This window comes from Specibacter sp. NPDC057265 (genome assembly GCF_042668835.1).
In the GTDB taxonomy this organism is placed as follows: domain Bacteria; phylum Actinomycetota; class Actinomycetes; order Actinomycetales; family Micrococcaceae; genus Specibacter.
In genome coordinates this window covers 13,164-35,503 of record NZ_JBHUYE010000023.1, presented here as the reverse complement: position 1 = coordinate 35,503, position 22,340 = coordinate 13,164, and the positions used below count along the sequence as shown (strand labels likewise).

Below are 22,340 nucleotides of genomic sequence, written 5' to 3'. Positions count from 1 at the left end.
ATTCTCCTACGAAAGTTTATTGGGGCGGCGGGGCACGGACCCCACCACTAGCGTGACGCTAGTGGTGGTTACCTGCCAGCCTTCTTCTTGCCTGCGACGGTACGCTTCGGGCCCTTGCGGGTACGAGCGTTGGTCTTCGTGCGCTGGCCATGCACGGGCATGCCACGACGGTGGCGGATACCCTGGTAGCTGCCGATTTCCACCTTGCGGCGGATGTCTGCTGCCACCTCGCGGCGAAGGTCACCCTCAACCTTGTAGTTGCCCTCGATGTTGTCACGCAACTGAACGAGTTCAGCGTCAGAAAGGTCCTTGACACGGACGTCCGGGGAGATCCCCGTTTCCGCCAGGACATTCTTTGCACGGGTCTTGCCCACGCCGTAGATGTATGTAAGCGCTACTTCCAACCGCTTTTCGCGGGGAAGGTCTACGCCAGCGAGACGTGCCATATTTGGCTGCTCCTATGTGTAAACCGGAGGTCGTAGACAGTACACCCACAGGGATTTGATCCTCTGCGGCCCCGGCCTCCGACCGGGGGTCCGTTGACCGGTTGCGCAATTGCTTGCGCCTTCGTCCAACTTGTGCTGCCTGATTAATTTACTTGCGTGAGCAATTGCCCGGGGTTTTCCTTTGGAAGGAAAATTAGCCCTGACGCTGCTTGTGGCGCGGGTTCTCGCAGATCACCATGACTCGACCGTTGCGGCGAATCACCTTGCACTTATCGCAGATCTGCTTGACGCTCGGCTTGACCTTCATGGCATTCCTTTGCGTGATTGCAGTTGTGGTTATTTGTAGCGGTAGACGATACGACCACGTGTAAGGTCGTACGGGCTCAGCTCCACCACAACTCGGTCCTCAGGAAGGATACGAATGTAGTGCTGGCGCATTTTTCCTGAGATATGGGCAAGAACGATGTGCTTGTTTGTCAGCTCAACACGAAACATCGCGTTGGGCAGCGCTTCAGTCACAACGCCCTCGATCTCAATGACCCCGTCTTTCTTGGCCATATCCTCCGCTAACTTTGTTGCGCCGCTGCAGGCAACCCTGAAGGTTGGCTGCAAAGCGGCAATTGATGTACTACTTATTACTGTTCATCCCCGCGCACGCCACAGATGGGCAGGCAAAGACAACCAACAAGCTACTCTAGTACAAAGCCGCAAATAAGTTAAATCGGCGCCTTAGACACTCCCCGGCCACCCCGGCAGCTCCCCTGCCGGGGTGGTCACGCCCGGGGCCTGCGCAATTCCGTCCAAAATGGCCAGCCGCACCACCTCCGCCGCGGCGCTTTGCAATTCAATCAGTGCCGCCACGGGCATGCCGGCCGGTGCCTGCAGTTCCTCGGCGTTGGTTGCCAGCGTGAAGATGGTGTCGCCGTCGGCCAGGGTGTGGACCGGGTTCAATGCCCGCGCCATGCCGGCGTGCGCCGCCGTGGCCGTCCGCTTCGCCTGCGCCACGCTCAGCGTGGCATTGGTGGCCACCACCACCAAGGTGGTGTTCAACCCCGCTGATGACGGCGGCAGGGAAGCTCCCGCCAGCCACGGCACACCTGCGGCGTTCACCACCGCCAAGGCCCCCACGGCAATGTGTGCGTTGGCTCCCCCGAGCCGGGCGGATGCCGTCCCCACTCCGCCCTTGTACGTCCCTGCACCGATGGCGGCTCCGGTGCCGGCGCCCACATTACCGCGGTCGACGCCGGCCCCTTCCGTTTGGCTGGCGGCCGCACGTGCCGCCTCGTACCCGAGTGCGGCGTCGGGCCGCAGTGAAAAGTCACCTCCGCGGCCCAGGTCAAAGATCGCGGCGGCCGGGACAATGGGCACCACCCCGCCGGGCACCGGAAAGCCGCGGCCATTTTCCTCACACCATTGCTGCACACCGTGCGCCGCGGCCAATCCATAGGCGCTGCCACCCACCAGGGCCACGGCGTCGACCGTGGAAACCAGGGTGGACGGGTCCAGCGCATCGGTTTCGTGCGTGCCGGGACCGCCGCCCCGCACGTCAACCGCACCTATGGTGCCCGGCGGGGGCAGGGCCACGGAGACCCCGGTGAGCCAGCCGCCCCCCACGCGTTGGGCCTGGCCCACCCGGATGCCCGGCACATCCGTGATGGCACCATGGCTGTGTGTGTTTGTTGCGTCGGCTTGGCTGGTGCTGGGCACGGGCGGGCTCCTTCGGGGGCGGCAGGGGTTGTGGGCTAAGTGAATTTACCAAAGGGCCGCGCATCATTGGAAGCAACCTGTCCCCGCTTGAAGGACACAGACAAGGTTAGAAGCACGATGCCAACCATCAGAACAAGAACGGCAACACCGAGCAGGCCAATATCACTTCCCGTGGCTGGACAGCCCGCGGAACTGTCATCAATTTCAGGACAGCTCCTCCACGGCTGTAAAAACATGACAAAAGCACCTGCTGCTCCTGCGAGGGTGAGCACGGTTCCCCATGTTGCGTACAGCGTCTTTCCGGCAGCTTTCATGCTTCATCCAAACACGGCCACACCGCTCACTGCATCCCCCCGTAGGTGGAACGTTGGCCGGGCATCAAGGCTGGTACGGACCTCGGTACGAGATCGTCGGCGTAGCCGGTTACGGACCGTGCATAGAGCGGAAGGGCAAATGCGAGAGCCCTCAGCGCGGCATGCAAGGCCGCATCTGTTGCAGCCACCGTCCTGTAGAGCCAAGGTGTAGAAAGACTGCGCGGCACCAGTCACGGAGTCAGTCAGGCCGCTTCTTTCAGGGTTCGATGGCGGCCGGGCAACGTGCTCCGATGCATCATTCCCGGCTGAAAGAACTTTGCTGGTTGTCCCCGTCGGACAGAGGCAGTCCCGGCCTTTGACCGGACGGCTTAGTTGACGGCGAGGCAGTTCTCCCCGTCTATGACCACACGAAGCCTGGGCGACTCTAAACTTAGCTCACTTTCAACTACACACCCTGAACTTGCCTCAACTGAGACCGTCCCAAAGGGGAACCCCTCAATGCCGTAGGTGGATCCTACGGAGACTTCCTGCGAATTGGCGAAATCTCCATCAGGACCAATGATCTTCACCTCATAGGAGTTGCCTTGGGCTCCAGGAGCCATGGCCCGCACTTCAACTTCAACCTTTCCGGAATGAGCGTCGGTGGTGCAGCCGGTCATGGCACCGATTACTAAAAAAGCTGCCGTGAGAGGAACAAGATAGCTACTGGCCATGGGCCAAGTGTGCCATACCCCGTTGCACCGATCTAAGAAGCAGAGAAATCATTGGGCAGTCCGCCCACACGGGAATGACCTGATGACGGTGCCCAATCCCGATTTCCAAGCAGGGATGAGGCTGGGCAAATTTTGGCGTTCCATGTGCGTCGGAATTCTCTGGACCAGGTTTTGTTCTCCGGTATTGAACGCGTCTTGGCCGATGCCGTCCCAATTGCAGTCAGCGGTCCGCAAGGGAGGGATGCTTGGGTGGAGGGGCCGCCCTGGCTGCATGACTTGCCGCATGGTTTCGCGCATCTGGCGCATGCTTTCCTGCCTCGGGCATTGCCGGCGGGAGGTGTCGGCAATCCAGTACCGGGTCCAGGTCCTTTCCCAAGCGTTTTGCCAACGTGCACCCCACTCGGGAAGGCTGGCTGAGCCTGGCGCCTTTGAATTTCCCGGCAGCGGCTGCGGCAGAAATTCAGGAATGTCCGCCTCGGGGTCGAGCTGCCAAGCATGACGGATGAACACTAAAAGTTTTAGGGAAAACGGATGCTCCTGGGCCATAACTGCCATGTGCTCCGGCCACGGGGTTCCAGGCCCAAGGAATACTGAAGCACATTTTTTGCCCTTCGATCACCGGACCCCCAACACTTAATCCACTGACACGCCTCCCATGGTGGGGTCCGCCCCACAAGCATCATGACATTTGTTTCAGGCATCCCCCACAGCTGAACCGCATCGCCCCCAAAAAAGGCATTCCATGGAGTCCTGGCCGCACCGTCACGCATACCGGACCCCACCTGGCACATACTCCCCTTGTATCCTGCGGATTTATAAGTCTTTGCGCCTGGAGGAAAACGGCCCGCACCCTGGGACTTGTCCGGCGAGCGCGGGCCGCAGTGGGAACAGAAGGAACAGTTGAACCACGTAGCTTTTGCCCCCGGTCTGCCGAGCATTCACCATGGTGTCCCAAGAGGGGAACCTTGGCGCTTCCGCGTCGACCCGACCGCGGCTTGGGGCCCGGCCGGTGACGGGCCGCGCCGGGGCCCACAACCCGTGTCCGTCTAAAGGTAGGGCAAGACGTTGTCTTCGTAGGACTTGGTGATGGCCGTGGCGGCCGTGGCAAAGGCCTCGGCCGGATCTGCCTGCTGCAGCATGATCTTTTCCAACGCCGTGGTGAGTTCCTTGTCACCGTTGGGGACAAATACCCGGCCCCAATCCTGCACACGGGTGCCAGCGAGCTGGTCCACCGCAGTACGGAACTGCGGGGTCTTGGCGTAGACGGCCTGCATGGTCTCACCCTCAAGCGCTGAGGTGCGCACAGGCATGTAGCCGGTGTTGGAGGAGAAGAACGCGGTGTTTTCGGCGTTGGTCAGGAACTTCAAGAACATTCCGGCGGCCAATTGCTGTTCAGGTGATTTCCCGGCCGGAATGGCCAGTCCCGTGCCCCCGGTGGGGCAGGCCGGGCCCTGCTCCCCCTCGGGCAGGAAACCAGTTCCCAGCTCAAACTTGGCCGAACCCAAAATGCCACTCAACGAGCCCGTGGAGGCAATGGTGCAAGCTGTCAACCCGGCCCCAAAGTCAGCCACTTGATCCTTGGCCGTCACCGCGGCACTTTTGTCCTCATGGAGCATCTTCTGTAAGTACCCGGCTGCCGCAATGGCCTCCGGGGTATCCAGCGTCGTGGTCCAATCCTTGGAGTAGGCGCCGCCTGCGCCCCAGAGCAGATTGCAGAACCACCACGCAGTCCAGGACGTGCCTTTGCCCAAACCCAGCGGGGTGATGCCCGCGGCGGCCTGGATTTTCGGGGCCCATTCATCGAACTCCTGCCAGGTCTTGGGAGCGCGGTCGGGCAGCCCGGCCTGCTGCCACACTGACTTGTTGTAGTAGAACAGCGGGGTGGAGCGGGCGTAGGGAACCGCCCAGTTCGCATCTGCAAACTGGTAATCGTCATACAAGGTGGTGTTGAAGTCAGCGGTGTCGAACTCCAAATGCGCGGCAAGTTGATCCATGGGAATGATCTGGCCGTTGATCATGTAACGGAACCACCACACATCGCTGGCGATCACCAGGTCCGGGACATTGCTGGAGCCTGAGGCGGCCTGAAACTTTTGTGCCACCTCATCGTAGTTCGCGCCTGCGGTGACCAGGTTGACCTTGATTCCGCTTTCGGCCGTGAAGCGCTCAATGAGTTGCGTCTCGATGTCCTTGGAGGTGCCCGGGTGGTTTGACCACCATGTAATTTCGGTGGCTGGCGTCACTGAGGCCCAGTCGGTGGCGGCATCCGTGGCCGCTCCCCCGGCCTGCCCCACGGCCGGGCCGCCACAGGCGGCCAGTGCCCCGGCCCCGCCCATGAGGGCCGCCAATTGCAGCAGTTGGCGGCGGTTGATGCTGGCGAACGGTGAAGCTGACATGTTTTTCTCCTGGAAGAAGGTATAAAGCGAGGTTTTTTGGTGAGGGGCGGGTGTTTAGCCCGTGACTGCCCCGGAGGTAAGGCCCGTGACAATGCGGCGTTGCAAGAGGAAGAAGACAATGAGGACCGGCGCGGTGATCAGCACTGTTCCGGCCATCAGCACGCCCCAGTTGGTGACGCCGTCGTTGTTTTGGAGCAGGGTCAAGCCGACCGGCAGGGTCATCATTTCTGCCTTGTCCACCACCAACAGGGGCCACAGGTATTCGTTCCATTCAGACACAATTGAAACCAGCGCCACCGCGGCAATCGTGGGGGCGGAAATGGGAACCACAAAACGCCACAGGCGGGTCCAATGACTGGCTCCGTCCAATGCCGCCGCCTCCAGGATGGAAAGCGGCAGGGTGAGAAAATGTTGGCGGAACAGGAAGGTGCCAAAGGCGCTGGCCAGGCCGGGGATGATCAGTCCCTGGTAACTGTTGATCCACCCGAGATCGGAAACCAGGGTGTAGTTGGGAATGATGACTATCTGCTGTGGAACCAGCAGCGCAAACACCACCAGTCCAAACACGAGTTTCTTCAGCGGGAATTCCAAAAAGACCACGGCATAGGCCGTGGTGAGGCCAAGACAAATCTTTAAGGTGGCGCCCACCGCTGTGGTGATGATGGAGTTGACGAAGAAGTTTCCAAATGGCACGGCAGCAAGGGCATCGAAGTAGTTGCTCAGGGCAAAGGACTCCGGAAGCCACTGAATCGGAACTGTGTAAATTTCATCGCGCTGCTTGAAGCTCGCCAGCATCATCCACACCAGGGGCATGATCATGGCGGCAATTGCCAAGGCCATGAGGGCATAACCGCCCAACCGTGGCCTGCGCCTTTCCGGCACCGAGGGGTGGCCGGCACCGCTGGTGTTGGCACTTCCCGGGGTGCCGGCGTCGTCGGCTGTTCCTGTCAAGGGTCTCTGAGCGGACGCAACCCTCGTTTCGCTTACAACAATGCCCATCAGTAGTGAACCTTCTTTTGTACAAGCAGCATCTGCACTCCCGTGATCACCAGCAGCACCACGAACAGGACGGTGGCAATGGCCGAGGAGTAGCCGGCCCGCCCGGTGGCAAATCCCTCCTGATAGATCTGATACATCATGGTGGTGGTGCCTTCCAACGGACCACCGCGGGTCATGGCCTGAATGATGTCGAAGGACTGCAGCGAGCTCAGCAGCGTGGTGACGGAGAGGAAAAAGGTGGTGGGACCCAGCAGTGGCAGGACCACCGCCCGGAAAGTCGCCACGGGTCCGGCGCCGTCGAGGGTGGCGGCTTCCAGCAGGTCCCGGGGCACACCCTGCAGGGCGGCCAAATAAATGAGGGCGACGTATCCGACGTGCTTCCACAGGTACACGATGATGATCATGGGAAGTGCCCACGCAGGATCGTTGTACCAATCCGGGGATGCCAATCCCACGCTCTTGAGCACGGCGCCCAGCACGCCAAAGTTCGGGTCGAAGACAAAGAGCCACAGCAGCCCCACGGCGACGCCGGACAGGACATACGGCGCCACCACCACTGTTCGGGCAATGCCCGTGCCCCGCAGTTTGCGGTTGAGCAAAAGCGCCAGGGACAAGCCCAGCACCATGCCGCCGCCCACGGTTGCCAGCGTGAAGATCACCGTCACCCGCACCACGTTGGCGGTGGTGGGATCGGTGAACCAGTTGATGTAGTTGTCGAATCCAATGAAGCGCGCTGTGGCCGAGCCAATGTTCCACTGCAGCAGGGAATATTGCAGTGACTGCAGCAGCGGTTTGTAGGTGAAGACCAGCAACAGGGCAACGTTGGGACCGGCGAACAGCAGAAAGAGCAGCCATGACTTCCACGGGATGCGCTTTTTGCGCTGTGCCGTGTCCTGCGCTGTTTGAGTTTTTACGGCAGTGGCGCCGCTTGGGAGCACTTGAACCACGGCCTAGTTGCCCACCGTTGTTAAGGCAGCGTGTGCTGGAGCCTCAATGCCGGAAGGCGCCAAGCCTTGAATGAGCTCCGGATCGTCGGTGCAAATCCCATCGATGCCCAGGGCCTGCAATTCCCGGGCACGCAGCTCATCGTTGACTGTCCATACCCAGGCCTGCAGACCGGCGCGGTGAATGCTCTCAATGTCTTCCCCGTCAAGGCCGCCCTCCCAGACGGAAACCCCTTCGGCACCATGGACAACAGCGAATGCAATTGCGTCATCCAGGCTCCGGCCGGCAAAGTGGCTGTTTTGCACTCCTGCAGGAAGCAGGCCCAGAAACTTCTCGGGTCGGCCCACGCACAGCGGGTAGATTCTGGCCCCGGGGGCCTTGCGCACCACCGTGGCAAGGGCAGCCCAATCAGCTGACGAGACAAACCAGTCCAGCTCCGGGATGCCGGCCACCAGCTTCACCACTGAATCAACGGTGTTGGCGTCCTTGAGTTCAATGTTCACCCGTAGACGCCCGGCAGCGAGCCGAAGCACCTGCTCCAGAGTGGGCACAAATTGACCCGCCCCGGCATCCAAAAGCCCAAGTTCGGCGGCGGTGAATCCCGCCACCGGGCCGGAGCCGTTGGTGGTGCGGTCGGCCGTGTTGTCATGGATGACGACGGGCACGCCGTCCCGTGACAAGTGCACGTCCAGTTCAATGCCGGCAATGCCCAATTCAACTGCCCGCGAAAAGGCGGTCAGGGTATTTTCGGGCAAATGGGCGCAAACCCCTCGATGGGCGTAGATGTTCATGCGTGAGCGCTCCTCTAAATATGGCGAGAGGGGCCAAGTGCCGCGCTATGGCGTGTTGCCCCTGCTACAGGAGACGCTACGGATCGTGCAGGACGTTTTCGTGGCTTGCAGGTGGACATTTAGTTAACCGGGGTTTAAAGTCTTGCACCCCGCACCAGGTCTGTTGGGACTTGGTGCGGGGTGCAGGAACAACGCCGTTGAAGGCAACGCGTATGGAGTTGACGTACGGACCTTTAGTCCAGCGGCGCGGGTGTCACTCCCCACGGCTCGAGCCGCGACGCACCGCCGTCGGCCGCGGTAAGCACCCAGATCCCCTTGCTGTGCACAGCCACCGAGTGCTCCCAGTGCGCTGCCCGGGATTTGTCTTCGGTCACCACCGTCCAGTCGTCATCCAGGGTGCGGGTGTCCAGGCCGCCACGCACCAGCATTGGCTCCAGGGCCAGACACATGCCGGGCTTGAGCTTGGGGCCGCGATGCTTGGAGGCGTAATTCAAAACGTCTGGGGCCATGTGCATGGCCGAGCCAATGCCATGACCTACATAGTCCTCCAAAATACCCAGTTCCGGCCCGGGCTGTGAGGTGACATATTCATCAATGGCATCACCAATGTCACCAACATACTTGGCCGTGGCCATCGCCGCGATGCCGCGCCACATGCTCTCTTCGGTGATGTCGCTCAGGCGCCGGTCGGCCGGGTCCGCAGCGTCAGGGTTTCCCACGATGACTGTGCGGGCCGAATCCGAATGCCATCCTTCCACAATGGCGCCGCCGTCTATGGAAATCAAGTCGCCGGCTTCAAGGACCCGTGGTCCTGGAATGCCATGGACCACCTCTTCGTTCACCGAAGTGCAGATGGTCGCGGGGAAGCCATGGTAGCCAAGGAAATTGGACTTGGCACCGGCCTTCTGCAGCTCGGCGGCAAAAATGGCGTCCAGCTGTGCCGTGGTGACGCCGGGGGCCACTGCTGCGACGGTGGTGTTCAGGGCAGCATCCAGGATCAGGCCGCTGCGGCGCATGATGCGCATCTGGTCAAGGGTTTTATATTCGATTCGCTGCTGGCCAAATGCCATGGCTGAATCCTTTCGCTAGGGAAAACGGTGGAGGGCCCCTCCCCATGGTGCGGGTAGGAGCCCTCCTTCACCGGCTTGGCAACGCTGCCTCGCCGGTCATTGCTGGTGGCTGGTCAGGCTGTCCGGCTCGCGTCAATGGCTTCCATGATGCGTGCCGTGACGTCGTCCATCTCGCCGAGTCCATCAACCTTGGCCAGGATGCCGCGCTCCGCATAGCGGGACACCACAACTTCGGTCTGTTCGCGGTAGAGATCCAAACGGTGGCGAATCACAGTTTCCGTGTCATCGCTGCGTCCCGTTTCCAAGGCCCGGTTCAAGAGCCGCTTCACCAGTTCCTCGTCGTCGGCGGTGAGCTGCACAACCACGTCGAGTTCAGCATCCGCTGACGCCAAAATGTCGTCCAGTTCATCGACCTGCGGTGAGGTGCGGGGATAACCGTCCAGCAGGAAGCCCTCCGCTACGTCATCCTGCGCGAGCCGGTCACGGACCATGCGGTTGGTGACACTGTCCGGAACAAAGTCGCCATTGTCCATGTACTTCTTGGCCTCCAGGCCCAAGGGGGTTTCACCCTTGACGTTGGCCCGGAAGATATCGCCGGTGGAGATTGCCACAATGTCCAGCTGGGCGCAAATGCGTTCAGCCTGCGTACCTTTGCCGGAGCCGGGAGGCCCAATGATCAACATTCTCGTCATCGTAGTAGTCCTTCGTAGTGGCGCTGCTGGAGCTGCGCGTCAATTTGCTTTACCGTTTCCAGACCAACGCCCACGATGATCAGAATCGAGGTGCCGCCGAACGGGAAGCTCTGGTTGGCCCCCACCAGGACCAGTGCAATCAACGGGATCAGGGCAACAATGGCCAGGTACATCGCGCCCGGAAGCGTGATGCGCGAGATGACGTACTGGAGGTAATCCTGGGTGGGCCGCCCTGCACGAATTCCGGGAATGAAGCCACCGTACTTCTTCATGTTGTCGGAGACCTCTTCAGGGTTGAAGGTGATCGCCACATAGAAGTAGGTGAAACCGACCGTCAAGAGGAAATACATCAACATGTAGATCGGGTGGTCGCCACGGGTGAGGTAGTTGTTGATCCATTCCACCCATGCCGGAATTTCCGTGCTGTTGGCCGGAGTGGCAAACTGCGCCAGGAGCGAGGGCAGATACAGCATGGAGGATGCGAAGATGACCGGGATAACGCCGGCCATGTTGACCTTGATGGGGATGTACGTGCTGGTCCCGCCCATGGTGCGGCGGCCGACCATGCGCTTGGCGTACTGGACCGGGATGCGGCGTTGTGACTGTTCAACAAACACGACCAGTGCCACGACCATCAGGCCAATGACCATCACTGTCAGGAAGGTGCCCCAACCCTGGGTTTTGAGGATGGCGCCGAGGGAGGTGGGGAACTGCGCTGCAATGGCCACGAAGATCAGCAGGGACATGCCGTTGCCGACGCCCTTTTCAGTGACGAGCTCGCCCATCCACATGATCAGGCCGGAGCCTGCGGTCAAGGTGATGACGAGCAGCAGGATGGTGATCAGGCTGTCGTTGGGGATCAACGCCCCGTCAGTTCCTGCAGCACCACAACCGGCGAACAGCTGTCCGGACCGGGCCAGGGTCACCAAGGTGGTGGCGTTGAGCAAAGCCAGGGCAATGGTGAGGTAACGGGTGTACTGGGTGAGCTTTCCCTGTCCCTGGGCGCCTTCTTGATGCAGCTCCTGGAAACGGGGGATCACTACACGGAGCAACTGAACAATGATGCTTGCCGTGATGTAGGGCATGATTCCCAAGGCAAAAATGGAAACCTGAAGCAAGGCGCCGCCGCTGAACAAATTCACAAGCTGGTAAATACCTTGACTTGTGTCAGCTGCGTTCACGCACTGTTGGACATTTCGGTAATCAATTCCAGGCGATGGGATAAAAGCACCCATGCGGAAGATGGCAATAATTCCCAGCGTGAACAACAACTTGCGTCGCAGATCAGGCGTGCGAAAGGCGCGGCCAAATGCGGTAAGCAAGCGTCCTCCTGACGTGTAGTGATGAACTTGGCTTCTGGAGCAGAAGCCCAAGGATTGATTCTAAGGGTCGACCCGGTCGGCATTGAAACTATGACACGTCTCATGCACGGGGGTCGAAGAATGTAGGCGCCAGTCCAGGAAAGACGAAAAGACCCTTGGTGGGCGGAAGCAGTGCTTCCGCCCACCAAGAGTCTAGTCGCTAGATGTGCGCATTCGTGAACTTTCTACAGTTCGGTGGTGGTGCCACCTGCAGCAGTGATCTTTGTAATTGCGCTGGTCGAGAACGCGTCGGCAGCAACATCAACCTTGACGGTGATCTCGCCGGTGCCGAGCACCTTCACGGGCTGGTTCTTGCGAACCGCGCCCTTGGCAACCAGTGTCTCCACGGTGACTGCGCCACCTTCGGGGAACAATTCGTTGATCTTGTCCAGGTTTACAACCTGGAACTCGACGCGGAACGGGTTCTTGAAGCCGCGCAGCTTGGGCAGGCGCATGTGCAACGGCAACTGGCCGCCAGCAAATCCAGCCTTGACCTGGTAACGGGCCTTGGTGCCCTTGGTACCACGGCCGGCGGTCTTACCCTTGGAACCTTCACCACGGCCAACACGGGTTTTAGCCGTCTTGGCGCCCGGTGCAGGCCGCAGGTGGTGAACCTTCAGTGCACTTTGCTTTTCAACAGTTTCAGCTGTATTTTTTTCAGCCACTTTACTTCGTCTCCTCAACCTTGATCAGGTGCGGAACCGTGTTGATCATGCCAGCGGTCACTGCATCAGCTGTGCGGACAACGGTGTGACCGATGCGCTTGAGGCCCAGTGAACGAAGGGTAGCCTTCTGGTTCTGCTTGGCGCCAACAAGGCCCCGGATCTGAGTGATTTCAAGCTTCTTCTCAGAAGGCTGAATGTTCTTCGGTGTAGTCATTACAGACCTGCCTTTTGCATATTGCGCAGCAGCACGGCCGGAGCAACCTCATCCAAGGGCAGACCGCGGCGAGCCGCAACAGCCTTGGGGTCTTCCAGACCCTTCAATGCCGCAACAGTTGCGTGAACAATGTTGATGGCGTTGGAGGAACCAAGTGACTTGGACAGCACGTCATGGATGCCAACGCATTCCAGGATTGCGCGAACCGGGCCACCGGCAATAACTCCGGTACCAGCTGCGGCCGGGCGCAGCATGACGACGCCGGCAGCGGCCTCACCCTGCACGCGGTGCGGAATGGTCTTGCCAATCATGGGAACGCGGAAGAAGGACTTCTTGGCTTCTTCAACACCCTTGGCAATTGCTGCGGGAACTTCCTTGGCCTTGCCGTAACCGACGCCGACCAAGCCGTTGCCGTCGCCAACGATGACGAGTGCGGTGAAGCTGAAGCGACGACCACCCTTGACAACCTTGGCTACGCGGTTGATGTTGACAACGCGCTCGATGAACTGGCTCTTCTCAGCCTCACGTCCACCATCGCGGCCGCGGCCACGGCCACCGTCGCGACCGCCTTCGCGGCCTCCACGAGCACCGTCGCGGCCGCCACGGCCGCGGGCGCCGTCAGCGCCTGCAGCAGTTTCGGTCTTCGCGGCTGCACCGTCAGCTGCAGTTGCTTCTGACACAGTGTTCTCCTTGTTGATATTTTCGGTCACAGTGCCAGACCACCTTCACGTGCGCCGTCGGCAATGGCTGCGACACGGCCGTGGTAGCGGTTACCGCCACGGTCGAAGACAACAGCTTCAATGCCGGCAGCCTTGGCGCGCTCGGCAACGAGCTCGCCAATGCGCTTGGCCTTGGCGGTCTTGTCACCGTCAAATGCGCGCATGTCCGCTTCAAGGGTCGAAGCTGACGCCAGGGTCAAGCCCTGGGTGTCATCAATGACCTGAACGAATACGTGGCGGGCCGAGCGGTTGACCACCAGGCGCGGACGCACAGTGGTTCCGTTGACGCGCTTGCGAACACGCAGGTGGCGACGGCCGCGTGCTGCGGCCTTGGACTTTCCTCGTACGGATAGTGCCATGGTTACTTACCAGCCTTTCCGACCTTGCGGCGGATAATTTCGCCGGCGTAGCGTACGCCCTTGCCCTTGTACGGGTCGGGCTTGCGCAGCTTGCGGATGTTGGCAGCAACTTCGCCCACCTGCTGCTTGTCAATACCTGACACGGAGAGCTTTGTGGGGCTCTCTACGGCCAGTGTGATGCCTTCCGGGGCCTCAATGAGGACCGGGTGGCTAAAGCCCAGAGCGAACTCGAGGTCCTTGCCCTTGGCGACTACGCGGTAACCGGTTCCAACGATTTCCAGCTTCTTCTCGTAGCCTGCAGTGACACCGATGATCAGGTTGTCAATGAGGGTACGGGTCAGGCCGTGAAGTGAACGCGAGTTGCGCTCGTCATTGGGGCGGCTAACGGTGATGGTGTTCTCTTCGAGAGCCACCGCGATGGGGCTGGCAACAGTGTGCTCCAGCGTTCCCTTCGGGCCCTTGACGGAAACCAGGTTGTCTTCAACCTTGACTTCGACGCCGGCAGGCACGGAGATGGGGAGACGTCCAATACGTGACATAAGTTCTTATCCCTTCTCTCTACTACCAGACGTAGGCGAGGACTTCCCCACCCACGCCCTTCTTGGCAGCCTGACGGTCGGTCAGAAGACCGGAGGACGTCGACAGGATGGCGACACCCAACCCGCCCAGCACGCTGGGAAGGTTTGTGGACTTTGCGTAAACGCGCAGACCGGGCTTGGAAATACGGCGCAGGCCAGCGATTGAACGCTCACGTGCGGGGCCGTACTTCAGTTCGATGGTCATCTTTTTGCCGACTTCGGCATCTTCGACGTTCCACGCAGTGATGTAACCCTGCGCCTTCAGGATGTCGGCGATGTGACCTTTGAGCTTGCTGAACGGCATGGACACGGTGTCGTGGTGTGCCGAGTTTGCATTGCGCAGACGCGTAAGCATGTCTGCGACAGGATCTGTCATTGTCATTTGGGCGCTTGCCCTTCCTCGAAACGGTTTCCTTCGCGTGATGCCGCGGAATGGGAACTAAGTTCCCGCCCTGAACATCCGCAGAACGGACCTGTTACGTAGATTATTTATCTTCGGATTTGAACGGGAAGCCAAGCGCCTTAAGAAGCGCACGGCCTTCGTCATCTGTCTTGGCTGTGGTCACGACTGTGATGTCCATGCCGCGGGTGCGGTCAACGGAATCCTGGTCGATCTCGTGGAACATAACCTGCTCGGTCAAACCGAAGGTGTAGTTGCCGTTACCGTCGAACTGCTTGCCGCTGAGGCCGCGGAAGTCGCGGATACGGGGCAGAGCCAAGGTGACCAGCCGGTCCAGGAATTCCCACATACGGTCCCCACGAAGGGTGGCGTGGCAACCAATGGGCATGCCTTCGCGCAGCTTGAACTGTGCAATCGACTTGCGGGCCTTGGTGACCTGGGGCTTCTGGCCGGTGATGGCGGTGAGGTCCTTGACGGCACCGTCAATGAGCTTGGAGTCCTTGGCGGCATCTCCAACACCCATGTTGACAACTACCTTGACCAGGCGGGGAACCTGGTTGACGTTTGCGTAAGCAAACTCTTCGGTCAGAGCCGGCTTGATTTCCGCTGCGTAGCGGGCTTTCAAGCGGGGCACGATCGTGGGCGTGTTCTCTGCTGTTGCGGCGCTCATGCCAGGTCCTTCCCCGAGCTCTTGGCAAAGCGAATGCGTACTTGACGCTCGCGGCCATCGCGCTCAACGGTTTCGATGCGGTAACCGACGCGGGTCGGCTTCTTCGTGGACGGGTCCACGACAGCAACGTTTGAGATGTGGATGGGAGCCTCAACGGTCTCGATGCCACCGGTGTTGGTGCCACGTTCGGTCTGTCCGGCCTTGGTGTGCTTGGTGACACGGTTGATGCCCTCAACCAACACACGGTCAGTCTCGGTGTAAACCTTCAGGACCTTGCCCTGCTTGCCACGGTCGCCGCCACGCTCAGCCTTGGCGCCTGTGATGACCTGAACCAGGTCACCCTTCTTGATCTTTGCCATAAGTTACAGAACCTCCGGTGCCAATGAAATGATCTTCATGAACTTCTTGTCACGAAGTTCACGGCCAACCGGGCCGAAGATACGGGTTCCACGGGGGTCCCCGTCAGCCTTGAGAATGACAGCTGCGTTCTCATCAAACTTGATGTAGGAACCATCCGCACGGCGGCGTTCCTTCTTGGTGCGAACGATGACAGCCTTGACGACGTCACCCTTCTTTACGTTTCCGCCCGGGATTGCATCCTTGACGGTGGCGACAATGGTGTCGCCAATACCTGCATAGCGGCGTCCGGATCCACCGAGAACGCGGATGGTCAAGATTTCCTTGGCACCCGTGTTGTCGGCAACCTTAAGCCGCGACTCCTGCTGAATCACTAGTATCTCCTGTTCGTCGCGCCGGTTCTTGGCCACAAACCATCTGTGGACAAGCCTTGCGGAACGTATTGTTCGGGATGTCTCTGGACGTGCCTGGATTTTGCCAAAACACGCCTAAACGCTTCATGCCAACTGCACTTTCCATCCCGAGCTGGTGCGTGAAAATCACGCCTCGGACGGCAGTTTGTAGTGGCACGGACCATTTACGAGGAAATTGCGCACCTACTGCCGCCATCTAAGCGATGGCACAGAAAAAGCGCAGCAATATCCAATCCTAGCACGCACCACCAGCTGGGATCACAACGGGAGGCTGCATGCAGGCGTTACTTCGCGCACACGAAACGTCCCGGCATGCCTGCCACTGGCACTGGCACTGGCACCGGCACTGCCGTCACCATATGCGCAACACCCGTGTCGGGTTCTGCGCATGGCCACACCATGCGCAAAACCCAGCTTCAGTTCGGAGCATAAAGGAACGGCACGCAACGGCATGCGCCAAACCCAGAGTGGGTCCCGCGCACGGGTACCTGCGCACTGATGCCCCTGCCCCTGCCCCTGCCCTCTGCCTCTGCCCCTGCCCCTGCCCCTGCCCCTGCCCCTGCCGTCACCATATGCGCAACACCCGCGTCGGGTTTTGCGCATGGCCACACCATGCGCAAAACCCTGCTTCAGTTCGGAGCATAAAGGAACGGCATACAACGGCATGCGCCAAACCCCGGTGGAGTCCCGCGCATCGCGAGGCCTTAAACAACATTGGGCCCGTTGCCATAACTGGCAACGGGCCCAATGCGTAAGCAATCAATCACGCACGGGTGCGGGAAAGGGTTACTTGGCCTTCTCTACGATCTCAACCAGGCGGAAACGCTTGGTTGCTGAGAGCGGGCGGGTCTCGCTGATGACTACGAGGTCGCCGATGCCGGCGGTGTTCTCTTCGTCATGGGCCTTGACCTTCTTGTTGCGGCGCAGAACCTTGCCGTACAAGGCGTGCTTGACGCGGTCTTCGACCTCAACAACGATGGTCTTGTCCATCTTGTCGGAGACGACGTAGCCGCGAAGCTTCTTGCGCTCGTTGCGGACTACAGTCTCAGCGCCGGCTTCGGTGTTGTTTACAGAATCGCTCACTTGGCGTCCTCCTCAGATGTTGCGGCTTTCTTGGAGGCCTTCTTGGCGCCCTTTTCAGCCTTCTTGGAGGCCTTCTCCACGGGTGCGGGGGCAACGACCTCGGGACGAATCCCCAGCTCGCGTTCACGCAGGATCGTGTAGATGCGGGCGATGTCGCGCTTTACAACGCGCAAGCGACCGTGGCTTTCCAGCTGGCCTGTGGCCGACTGGAAGCGCAAGTTGAACAGTTCTTCCTTTGCCTTGCGGAGTTCTTCAACAAGACGTGCATTGTCAAACCCATCAAGCTGTGCAGGGGCAAGTTCCTTGGAACCAACTGACATCTCTACTCACCACCTTCGCGACGCACAATGCGTGCTTTCAACGGCAGCTTGTGGATTGCCAGGCGCAGGGCCTCGCGTGCTACCTCTTCGGAAACACCGGAGAGTTCGAAGAGAACACGGCCCGGCTTGACATTTGCAATCCACCACTCGGGTGAACCCTTACCGGAACCCATACGGGTTTCAGCAGGCTTCTTCGTCAAGGGACGGTCAGGGTAGATGTTGATCCACACCTTGCCGCCACGCTTGATGTGACGAGTCATGGCGATACGAGCGGACTCGATCTGACGGTTGGTTACGTAGGCCGGTGAAAGAGCCTGAATGCCCCACTCACCAAAAGTAACCGTGGTGCCGCCGGTAGCCTGACCGGAACGACCCGGGTGGTGCTGCTTGCGGTGCTTTACTCGACGTGGGATAAGCATTTAAGCCTCTCCTCCTTCTACTGCGGGTGCAGCAGCTACAGGAGCCTCCACCGCGGCAGCAGCCTCGGTGCGCTCAGGACGGTCGTTGCGACGACGGTCGCCACCGGCACGGGGGCCGCGGTTTCCGCGGTCATCGCCGTCACGGCGGGGGCCACGGCCACGGGCAGGAGCAGCGGCTGCCTGGGCAGCCAGTTCCTTGGACGTGACATCGCCCTTGTAGATCCAGACCTTGACACCAATGCGGCCGAACACGGTCTTGGCTTCGAAGAAGCCGTAATCGATGTTGGCACGCAGGGTGTGCAGGGGCACACGACCTTCGCGGTAGAACTCGGTGCGTGACATTTCAGCGCCACCCAAGCGGCCGGCACAAGCGACACGGATGCCCTTGACGCTGCCGGTGCGCTGTGCGGACTGCATGGCCTTCTTCATGGCGCGGCGGAATGCCACACGGGAAGTCAGCTGCTCTGCGATGCCCTGGGCAACGAGCTGAGCATCAGCTTCGGGGTTCTTTACTTCCAGGATGTTCAGCTGGACCTGCTTGCCGGTGAGCTTTTCGAGCTCGCCGCGGATGCGGTCTGCTTCTGCTCCACGGCGGCCGATCACAATTCCGGGACGTGCTGTGTGGATATCCACACGAACACGGTCACGGGTGCGCTCAATTTCAACCTTGGAAATGCCGGCGCGGTCCATGCCCGTGGACATGAGTGCGCGGATCTGGATGTCTTCTTTTACGAAGTCCTTGTAGCGCTGACCGGGCTTGTTGCTGTCCGCGAACCAGTGTGAACGGTGGTCCGTGGTAATCCCGAGACGGAACCCGTGCGGGTTAACTTTCTGTCCCACTTAGCGAGCCTCCTCTTTCTCGGGTGTCGCAACAACCACTGTGACGTGGCTGGTGCGCTTCTTGATCTGGAACGCACGGCCCTGTGCACGCGGCTGGAACCGCTTCATGGTGGGGCCTTCGTCAACGAAGATCTCGGTGACGTACAGATCATTTTCATTGAACGCGACGCTGTCGCGATCAGCCAGAACGCGGGCGTTAGCCACCGCGGACTGGACTACCTTGAAGACCGGCTCCGAAGCTGCCTGGGGGGCAAACTTCAAAATCGCCAATGCCTCATTCGCCTGCTTGCCACGAATCAGGTTGACGACGCGCCGGGCCTTCATAGGCGTGACGCGCAGATGACGCGCACTTGCCTTGGCTTCCATTGCTATCTCTCTCTCGTCTTTGCCGTAAAGCCAAGCGCCTAGCGGCGCTTGCCCTTACGGTCGTCCTTGACATGGCCGCGGAATGTCCGCGTGGGGGCGAATTCGCCGAGCTTGTGCCCGACCATCGACTCGGTAACAAACACGGGGATGTGCTTGCGTCCGTCGTGCACGGCAATTGTGTGACCCAACATATCGGGCACAATCATCGAGCGGCGGGACCAGGTCTTAATTACGTTCTTGGTACCCTTTTCGTTCTCCCGAGCTACCTTGACAAAGAGGTGCTGGTCAACGAAGGGACCCTTCTTCAGGCTACGTGGCATGTCTCCAGGCTCCTATCGCTTGTTCTTGCCAGTACGGCGGCGACGAACAATCAGCTTGTCGCTCTCTTTGTTCGGACGGCGGGTACGGCCTTCGCGCTTACCGTTCGGGTTGACCGGGTGACGTCCACCGGAGGTCTTACCTTCACCACCACCATGAGGGTGATCGACGGGGTTCATGACAACACCGCGGACGGTCGGGCGTACGCCCTTCCAGCGCATACGGCCAGCCTTACCCCAGTTGATGTTGGACTGCTCAGCGTTGCCGACCTCGCCGATGGTGGCGCGGCAGCGCGCATCAACGTTGCGGATTTCGCCGGAGGGCAGACGCAGCTGGGCGAACTTGCCTTCCTTGGCGACGAGCTGAACCGAAGCACCAGCCGAACGGGCCATCTTGGCACCGCCGCCGGGACGCAGCTCCACAGCGTGGATAACGGTACCCACCGGGATGTTGCGCATCGGCAGGTTGTTGCCAGGCTTGATGTCAGCTGCGGGACCGGCTTCCACGAAGTCGCCTTGGCTGAGCTTGTTCGGCGCGATGATGTAACGCTTGGTGCCATCAACGTAGTGCAGGAGGGCAATGCGCGCGGTGCGGTTGGGATCGTATTCGATCTCAGCCACGCGGGCGTTGACGCCATCCTTGTCGTGACGACGGAAGTCAATCAGGCGGTACTGGCGCTTGTGGCCACCACCCTTGTGACGGGTCGTGATACGACCAGTGTTATTGCGGCCACCCTTTTTGGGCAGGGGACGGACCAGAGACTTCTCCGGCGTCGACCGCGTGATTTCAGTGAAGTCGGCAACGCTCGAGCCGCGACGGCCCGGGGTTGTCGGCTTGTATTTACGGATTCCCATAGTATATTTCCTCGTTAAAGTGGTCTCCGCTTATGAAAGCGGACCGCCGAAGATGTCGATCGTGCCCTCGCGGAGGGAGACAATGGCGCGCTTGGTGTTCTTGCGCTGTCCCCATCCGAACTTGGTGCGCTTACGCTTGCCGGCACGATTGATGGTGTTGATCGAGTCGACCTTGACGGAGAAGATTTTCTCCACGGCCAACTTGATCTCGGTCTTGTTCGAGCGGGGGTCAACCAGGAAGGTGTACTTGCCTTCGTCGATCAAGCCGTAGCTCTTTTCCGAGACGACGGGTGCAAGCACTACGTCGCGCGGATCCTTGATGGTAACGGCGCTCACTTGCCGTCCTCCTTAATGCCTTCGGCGCCTTCAGCGGCGTCAACGGAAACGAGCTCTTCAACCAACAGCATGCTGGAAGCGAAAGCCTCAGAAGCGGCGCGGCCTTCAACGAAAGCCTCGTATGCGTGCTGAGTGAAGATCACGTCATCCGAAACCAGGACATCGTAGGTGTTGAGCTGGTCAACGTAGATGACGTGCAGGTTCGGGATGTTGCGAACGCTCAGTGCGGCGACATCATTGGCACGCTCAATGACAACGAGCAGGTTCTTGCGCGTTGACACTGCGGCCAAGGTGGCCTTTGCGGCCTTGGTGGACGGCACGGAGCCGGAAACCAATTCAGCGATGACGTGGATGCGGCCGTTGCGGGCCCGGTCGGAGAGGGCGCCGCGCAGGGCTGCAGCCTTCATCTTCTTGGGGGTGCGCTGGCTGTAGTCGCGGGGTGTGGGTCCGTGGACAACACCACCACCGGTCATGTGCGGGGCGCGGATGGAACCCTGACGGGCACGGCCGGTGCCCTTCTGTGCGTGCGGCTTGCGGCCTGCACCGGAAACTTCGGCGCGGGTCTTGGTCTTGTGCGTACCCTGGCGGGCAGCGGCAAGCTGAGCCACGACGACCTGGTGCAACAAGGGCACGCTGGTCTGTACGTCAAAGATCTCTGCGGGCAGATCAACTTTTACAGTAGCCATTTACTTATGCTCCCTTCACGGCGTTGCGTACGAGTACGACCGAGCCGCGGGCACCGGGGACGGCACCCTTAATAAGCAGCAGCGACTTCTCGGCGTCAACACCGTGAACCGTGAGGTTCATGGTGGTTACACGCTCGGCGCCCATGCGGCCTGCCATGCGCATACCCTTGAAAACGCGGCCTGGGGTGGATGCGCCACCGATGGAACCGGGCTTGCGGTGGTTCTTGTGAGCACCGTGCGAGGCCGGAGCGCCATGGAAGCCGTGACGCTTCATGACACCGGCGAAACCCTTACCCTTGGAAGTGCCGACGACGTCGACCTTCTGGCCGGCTTCGAAAATCTCAACAGAGAGTTCCTGGCCGAGGGTGTAGGTGCCGGCGTCTGCAGTGCGCAGCTCGACGACGTGGCGGCGGGGGGTGACACCGGCCTTTTCAAAGTGACCAGCCAGGGGCTTGGTGACCTTGCGGGGGTCGATCTGGCCGTAGCCGATCTGCACGGCGGTGTAGCCATCAACCTCTGCGTTGCGCAGCTGGGTGATGACATTGGAGTCGGCCTGGACGACGGTTACGGGAACAAGCAGGTTGTTCTCGTCCCAGACCTGGGTCATGCCGAGCTTCGTGCCCAGGATGCCCTTAGTGTTTCGGGTCGCGGTCATAGTTTCTCAGCACCTCCCTACAGTTTGATTTCGATGTTCACGTCAGCCGGCAGGTCAAGACGCATAAGCGAATCAACGGCCTTGGGCGTGGGATCAATGATGTCGATCAGACGCTTGTGCGTGCGCATTTCAAAGTGCTCGCGGCTGTCCTTGTACTTGTGAGGGGAACGAATTACACAGTAAATGTTCTTCTCGGTGGGCAGCGGCACGGGGCCAACTACCGTTGCGCCTGCGCGCGTGACCGTCTCAACGATCTTCCGGGCTGAAACATCAATGACCTCGTGGTCATATGACTTCAGCCGGATGCGGATTTTTTGTCCCGCCATGGCGTCGTGACTCTCTTTCCTGTAACGAAGCATCCTGTGGGAGCAATGCTGTTGACGTAAACGCTGTTTACTTTTCTTTGTTCATCCGTGGCACTCGCGGCCACACCCCGCACGAACTGAATCCGGATGATTCCGGGTTCCTCAATCCGTCGAAGCTCCGACCCCCGCGGTCGGGCGTGTCGCAATGATTTGCGCACGTACCCGGACTGTTTGCGAAGGATTGGTTATGTTTGGGCTTTAGCTTGGACCCTGCGACGAGCATTATCTCGACCGGGACACGAAAAAGCACTTGAACAACTCAATAAGTATGCCGGATCTTGGCCCCGAA

33 protein-coding genes are annotated in these 22,340 nt (G+C 60.1%); all 33 read right to left on the bottom strand.

Annotation, left to right across the window (positions count from 1 at the left end; translation table 11 throughout):
* Positions 1–68: 68 nt before the first annotated feature.
* Complete coding sequence (gene rpsM, locus ACFUCV_RS13400) at positions 69–446, bottom strand: 30S ribosomal protein S13 (RefSeq protein ID WP_062286656.1); 378 nt, start codon at positions 444–446, stop codon at positions 69–71.
* Positions 447–639: 193 nt separating this feature from the next.
* Positions 640–753: a 50S ribosomal protein L36 gene (rpmJ, locus tag ACFUCV_RS13395; protein ID WP_011775570.1), complete on the bottom strand. Its 114-nt coding sequence runs from the start codon at positions 751–753 to the stop codon at positions 640–642.
* A 29-nt stretch (positions 754–782) separates the two neighbouring features.
* Complete coding sequence (gene infA / locus ACFUCV_RS13390; RefSeq protein WP_009358723.1) at positions 783–1,004, bottom strand: translation initiation factor IF-1; 222 nt, start codon at positions 1,002–1,004, stop codon at positions 783–785.
* A gap of 171 nt (positions 1,005–1,175) precedes the next feature.
* Entirely contained in the window at positions 1,176–2,153 is a 978-nt protein-coding gene (locus ACFUCV_RS13385) for a P1 family peptidase (RefSeq protein WP_380816516.1), read from the bottom strand.
* A 35-nt stretch (positions 2,154–2,188) separates the two neighbouring features.
* Entirely contained in the window at positions 2,189–2,467 is a 279-nt protein-coding gene (locus tag ACFUCV_RS13380) for a hypothetical protein (RefSeq protein ID WP_380816514.1), read from the bottom strand.
* A 368-nt stretch (positions 2,468–2,835) separates the two neighbouring features.
* Positions 2,836–3,180: a hypothetical protein gene (locus ACFUCV_RS13375; RefSeq protein ID WP_380816511.1), complete on the bottom strand. Its 345-nt coding sequence runs from the start codon at positions 3,178–3,180 to the stop codon at positions 2,836–2,838.
* Positions 3,181–4,226: 1,046 nt separating this feature from the next.
* On the bottom strand, positions 4,227–5,576 hold the full coding sequence (locus ACFUCV_RS13370) for an ABC transporter substrate-binding protein (RefSeq protein ID WP_380816509.1): 1,350 nt from the start codon (positions 5,574–5,576) through the stop codon (positions 4,227–4,229).
* Positions 5,577–5,630: 54 nt separating this feature from the next.
* Positions 5,631–6,527, bottom strand: a complete 897-nt coding sequence (locus ACFUCV_RS13365) for a carbohydrate ABC transporter permease (RefSeq protein ID WP_380816507.1) — start codon at positions 6,525–6,527, stop codon at positions 5,631–5,633.
* A 47-nt stretch (positions 6,528–6,574) separates the two neighbouring features.
* The gene (locus tag ACFUCV_RS13360) at positions 6,575–7,522 is read right to left on the bottom strand and encodes a carbohydrate ABC transporter permease (RefSeq protein WP_380816505.1); all 948 of its coding nucleotides are present in this window, start codon (positions 7,520–7,522) and stop codon (positions 6,575–6,577) included.
* Between the two features lie 3 nt (positions 7,523–7,525).
* Positions 7,526–8,311, bottom strand: coding sequence for a glycerophosphodiester phosphodiesterase (locus ACFUCV_RS13355; protein WP_380816502.1), 786 nt, complete (start codon positions 8,309–8,311; stop codon positions 7,526–7,528).
* Positions 8,312–8,544: 233 nt separating this feature from the next.
* Complete coding sequence (map, locus tag ACFUCV_RS13350) at positions 8,545–9,381, bottom strand: type I methionyl aminopeptidase (RefSeq protein WP_380816500.1); 837 nt, start codon at positions 9,379–9,381, stop codon at positions 8,545–8,547.
* Positions 9,382–9,494: 113 nt separating this feature from the next.
* A complete protein-coding gene (locus ACFUCV_RS13345) occupies positions 9,495–10,073 on the bottom strand; it encodes an adenylate kinase (protein ID WP_380816498.1) in 579 nt (192 codons plus the stop codon).
* Positions 10,070–11,395, bottom strand: coding sequence for a preprotein translocase subunit SecY (gene secY / locus ACFUCV_RS13340; protein ID WP_380816496.1), 1,326 nt, complete (start codon positions 11,393–11,395; stop codon positions 10,070–10,072). Before secY ends, ACFUCV_RS13345 begins: the two co-directional genes overlap by 4 nt.
* Positions 11,396–11,619: 224 nt before the next feature.
* Positions 11,620–12,099 (bottom strand): 50S ribosomal protein L15, encoded by a 480-nt coding sequence (gene rplO / locus ACFUCV_RS13335; protein ID WP_380816494.1) that lies wholly within the window; start codon positions 12,097–12,099, stop codon positions 11,620–11,622.
* A gap of 1 nt (position 12,100) precedes the next feature.
* Positions 12,101–12,313, bottom strand: coding sequence for a 50S ribosomal protein L30 (gene rpmD / locus ACFUCV_RS13330; protein ID WP_380816492.1), 213 nt, complete (start codon positions 12,311–12,313; stop codon positions 12,101–12,103).
* A complete protein-coding gene (rpsE, locus tag ACFUCV_RS13325) occupies positions 12,313–12,993 on the bottom strand; it encodes a 30S ribosomal protein S5 (RefSeq protein WP_380816491.1) in 681 nt (226 codons plus the stop codon). Before rpsE ends, rpmD begins: the two co-directional genes overlap by 1 nt.
* Before the next feature lie 26 nt (positions 12,994–13,019).
* Positions 13,020–13,391, bottom strand: a complete 372-nt coding sequence (rplR, locus tag ACFUCV_RS13320; protein ID WP_380816488.1) for a 50S ribosomal protein L18 — start codon at positions 13,389–13,391, stop codon at positions 13,020–13,022.
* Between the two features lie 2 nt (positions 13,392–13,393).
* The gene (rplF, locus tag ACFUCV_RS13315) at positions 13,394–13,930 is read right to left on the bottom strand and encodes a 50S ribosomal protein L6 (protein WP_380816486.1); all 537 of its coding nucleotides are present in this window, start codon (positions 13,928–13,930) and stop codon (positions 13,394–13,396) included.
* Between the two features lie 22 nt (positions 13,931–13,952).
* Entirely contained in the window at positions 13,953–14,351 is a 399-nt protein-coding gene (gene rpsH, locus ACFUCV_RS13310; RefSeq protein WP_380816484.1) for a 30S ribosomal protein S8, read from the bottom strand.
* A 103-nt stretch (positions 14,352–14,454) separates the two neighbouring features.
* Complete coding sequence (rplE, locus tag ACFUCV_RS13305; RefSeq protein WP_380816482.1) at positions 14,455–15,039, bottom strand: 50S ribosomal protein L5; 585 nt, start codon at positions 15,037–15,039, stop codon at positions 14,455–14,457.
* Positions 15,036–15,398 carry a 50S ribosomal protein L24 gene (gene rplX / locus ACFUCV_RS13300; protein WP_380816480.1) on the bottom strand — a complete coding sequence of 121 codons (363 nt, stop codon included), beginning with the start codon at positions 15,396–15,398 and terminating at the stop codon, positions 15,036–15,038. The genes rplE and rplX overlap by 4 nt, the downstream gene beginning before the upstream one ends.
* A 3-nt stretch (positions 15,399–15,401) precedes the next feature.
* Positions 15,402–15,770: a 50S ribosomal protein L14 gene (gene rplN, locus ACFUCV_RS13295; protein ID WP_062286641.1), complete on the bottom strand. Its 369-nt coding sequence runs from the start codon at positions 15,768–15,770 to the stop codon at positions 15,402–15,404.
* Between the two features lie 825 nt (positions 15,771–16,595).
* Entirely contained in the window at positions 16,596–16,892 is a 297-nt protein-coding gene (rpsQ, locus tag ACFUCV_RS13290; protein WP_380816478.1) for a 30S ribosomal protein S17, read from the bottom strand.
* On the bottom strand, positions 16,889–17,212 hold the full coding sequence (gene rpmC / locus ACFUCV_RS13285; RefSeq protein WP_380816476.1) for a 50S ribosomal protein L29: 324 nt from the start codon (positions 17,210–17,212) through the stop codon (positions 16,889–16,891). Before rpmC ends, rpsQ begins: the two co-directional genes overlap by 4 nt.
* Before the next feature lie 2 nt (positions 17,213–17,214).
* Positions 17,215–17,631: a 50S ribosomal protein L16 gene (rplP, locus tag ACFUCV_RS13280; protein ID WP_380816474.1), complete on the bottom strand. Its 417-nt coding sequence runs from the start codon at positions 17,629–17,631 to the stop codon at positions 17,215–17,217.
* A complete protein-coding gene (rpsC, locus tag ACFUCV_RS13275; protein ID WP_380816472.1) occupies positions 17,632–18,471 on the bottom strand; it encodes a 30S ribosomal protein S3 in 840 nt (279 codons plus the stop codon).
* Positions 18,472–18,837: a 50S ribosomal protein L22 gene (gene rplV, locus ACFUCV_RS13270; protein ID WP_380816470.1), complete on the bottom strand. Its 366-nt coding sequence runs from the start codon at positions 18,835–18,837 to the stop codon at positions 18,472–18,474.
* A 38-nt stretch (positions 18,838–18,875) separates the two neighbouring features.
* Positions 18,876–19,157 carry a 30S ribosomal protein S19 gene (gene rpsS, locus ACFUCV_RS13265; RefSeq protein WP_018773666.1) on the bottom strand — a complete coding sequence of 94 codons (282 nt, stop codon included), beginning with the start codon at positions 19,155–19,157 and terminating at the stop codon, positions 18,876–18,878.
* A 12-nt stretch (positions 19,158–19,169) separates the two neighbouring features.
* The gene (gene rplB, locus ACFUCV_RS13260) at positions 19,170–20,009 is read right to left on the bottom strand and encodes a 50S ribosomal protein L2 (RefSeq protein WP_380816468.1); all 840 of its coding nucleotides are present in this window, start codon (positions 20,007–20,009) and stop codon (positions 19,170–19,172) included.
* Between the two features lie 30 nt (positions 20,010–20,039).
* Positions 20,040–20,345: a 50S ribosomal protein L23 gene (gene rplW, locus ACFUCV_RS13255; protein ID WP_038464693.1), complete on the bottom strand. Its 306-nt coding sequence runs from the start codon at positions 20,343–20,345 to the stop codon at positions 20,040–20,042.
* On the bottom strand, positions 20,342–21,031 hold the full coding sequence (rplD, locus tag ACFUCV_RS13250) for a 50S ribosomal protein L4 (RefSeq protein ID WP_380816466.1): 690 nt from the start codon (positions 21,029–21,031) through the stop codon (positions 20,342–20,344). Before rplD ends, rplW begins: the two co-directional genes overlap by 4 nt.
* Before the next feature lie 4 nt (positions 21,032–21,035).
* Positions 21,036–21,686, bottom strand: coding sequence for a 50S ribosomal protein L3 (rplC, locus tag ACFUCV_RS13245; RefSeq protein WP_380816464.1), 651 nt, complete (start codon positions 21,684–21,686; stop codon positions 21,036–21,038).
* A 17-nt stretch (positions 21,687–21,703) separates the two neighbouring features.
* A complete protein-coding gene (rpsJ, locus tag ACFUCV_RS13240; protein ID WP_038464699.1) occupies positions 21,704–22,012 on the bottom strand; it encodes a 30S ribosomal protein S10 in 309 nt (102 codons plus the stop codon).
* Positions 22,013–22,340: the final 328 nt, after the last annotated feature.

Excerpts from the sequence above, each read along its gene's own strand:
- rpsM (WP_062286656.1), bottom strand. The coding sequence starts at position 446 with ATGGCACGTCTCGCTGGCGTAGACCTTCCCCGCGAAAAGCGGTTGGAA.
- rpmJ (WP_011775570.1), bottom strand. The coding sequence starts at position 753 with ATGAAGGTCAAGCCGAGCGTCAAGCAGATCTGCGATAAGTGCAAGGTG.
- infA (WP_009358723.1), bottom strand. The coding sequence starts at position 1,004 with ATGGCCAAGAAAGACGGGGTCATTGAGATCGAGGGCGTTGTGACTGAA.
- ACFUCV_RS13380 (WP_380816514.1), bottom strand. The coding sequence starts at position 2,467 with ATGAAAGCTGCCGGAAAGACGCTGTACGCAACATGGGGAACCGTGCTC.
- ACFUCV_RS13375 (WP_380816511.1), bottom strand. The coding sequence starts at position 3,180 with ATGGCCAGTAGCTATCTTGTTCCTCTCACGGCAGCTTTTTTAGTAATC.
- ACFUCV_RS13370 (WP_380816509.1), bottom strand. The coding sequence starts at position 5,576 with ATGTCAGCTTCACCGTTCGCCAGCATCAACCGCCGCCAACTGCTGCAA.
- ACFUCV_RS13355 (WP_380816502.1), bottom strand. The coding sequence starts at position 8,311 with ATGAACATCTACGCCCATCGAGGGGTTTGCGCCCATTTGCCCGAAAAT.
- map (WP_380816500.1), bottom strand. The coding sequence starts at position 9,381 with ATGGCATTTGGCCAGCAGCGAATCGAATATAAAACCCTTGACCAGATG.
- ACFUCV_RS13345 (WP_380816498.1), bottom strand. The coding sequence starts at position 10,073 with ATGACGAGAATGTTGATCATTGGGCCTCCCGGCTCCGGCAAAGGTACG.
- rpmD (WP_380816492.1), bottom strand. The coding sequence starts at position 12,313 with ATGACTACACCGAAGAACATTCAGCCTTCTGAGAAGAAGCTTGAAATC.
- rplR (WP_380816488.1), bottom strand. The coding sequence starts at position 13,391 with ATGGCACTATCCGTACGAGGAAAGTCCAAGGCCGCAGCACGCGGCCGT.
- rplF (WP_380816486.1), bottom strand. The coding sequence starts at position 13,930 with ATGTCACGTATTGGACGTCTCCCCATCTCCGTGCCTGCCGGCGTCGAA.
- rpsH (WP_380816484.1), bottom strand. The coding sequence starts at position 14,351 with ATGACAATGACAGATCCTGTCGCAGACATGCTTACGCGTCTGCGCAAT.
- rplE (WP_380816482.1), bottom strand. The coding sequence starts at position 15,039 with ATGAGCGCCGCAACAGCAGAGAACACGCCCACGATCGTGCCCCGCTTG.
- rplX (WP_380816480.1), bottom strand. The coding sequence starts at position 15,398 with ATGGCAAAGATCAAGAAGGGTGACCTGGTTCAGGTCATCACAGGCGCC.
- rpmC (WP_380816476.1), bottom strand. The coding sequence starts at position 17,212 with ATGTCAGTTGGTTCCAAGGAACTTGCCCCTGCACAGCTTGATGGGTTT.
- rplP (WP_380816474.1), bottom strand. The coding sequence starts at position 17,631 with ATGCTTATCCCACGTCGAGTAAAGCACCGCAAGCAGCACCACCCGGGT.
- rplV (WP_380816470.1), bottom strand. The coding sequence starts at position 18,837 with ATGGAAGCCAAGGCAAGTGCGCGTCATCTGCGCGTCACGCCTATGAAG.
- rpsS (WP_018773666.1), bottom strand. The coding sequence starts at position 19,157 with ATGCCACGTAGCCTGAAGAAGGGTCCCTTCGTTGACCAGCACCTCTTT.
- rplB (WP_380816468.1), bottom strand. The coding sequence starts at position 20,009 with ATGGGAATCCGTAAATACAAGCCGACAACCCCGGGCCGTCGCGGCTCG.
- rplD (WP_380816466.1), bottom strand. The coding sequence starts at position 21,031 with ATGGCTACTGTAAAAGTTGATCTGCCCGCAGAGATCTTTGACGTACAG.
- rplC (WP_380816464.1), bottom strand. The coding sequence starts at position 21,686 with ATGACCGCGACCCGAAACACTAAGGGCATCCTGGGCACGAAGCTCGGC.
- rpsJ (WP_038464699.1), bottom strand. The coding sequence starts at position 22,012 with ATGGCGGGACAAAAAATCCGCATCCGGCTGAAGTCATATGACCACGAG.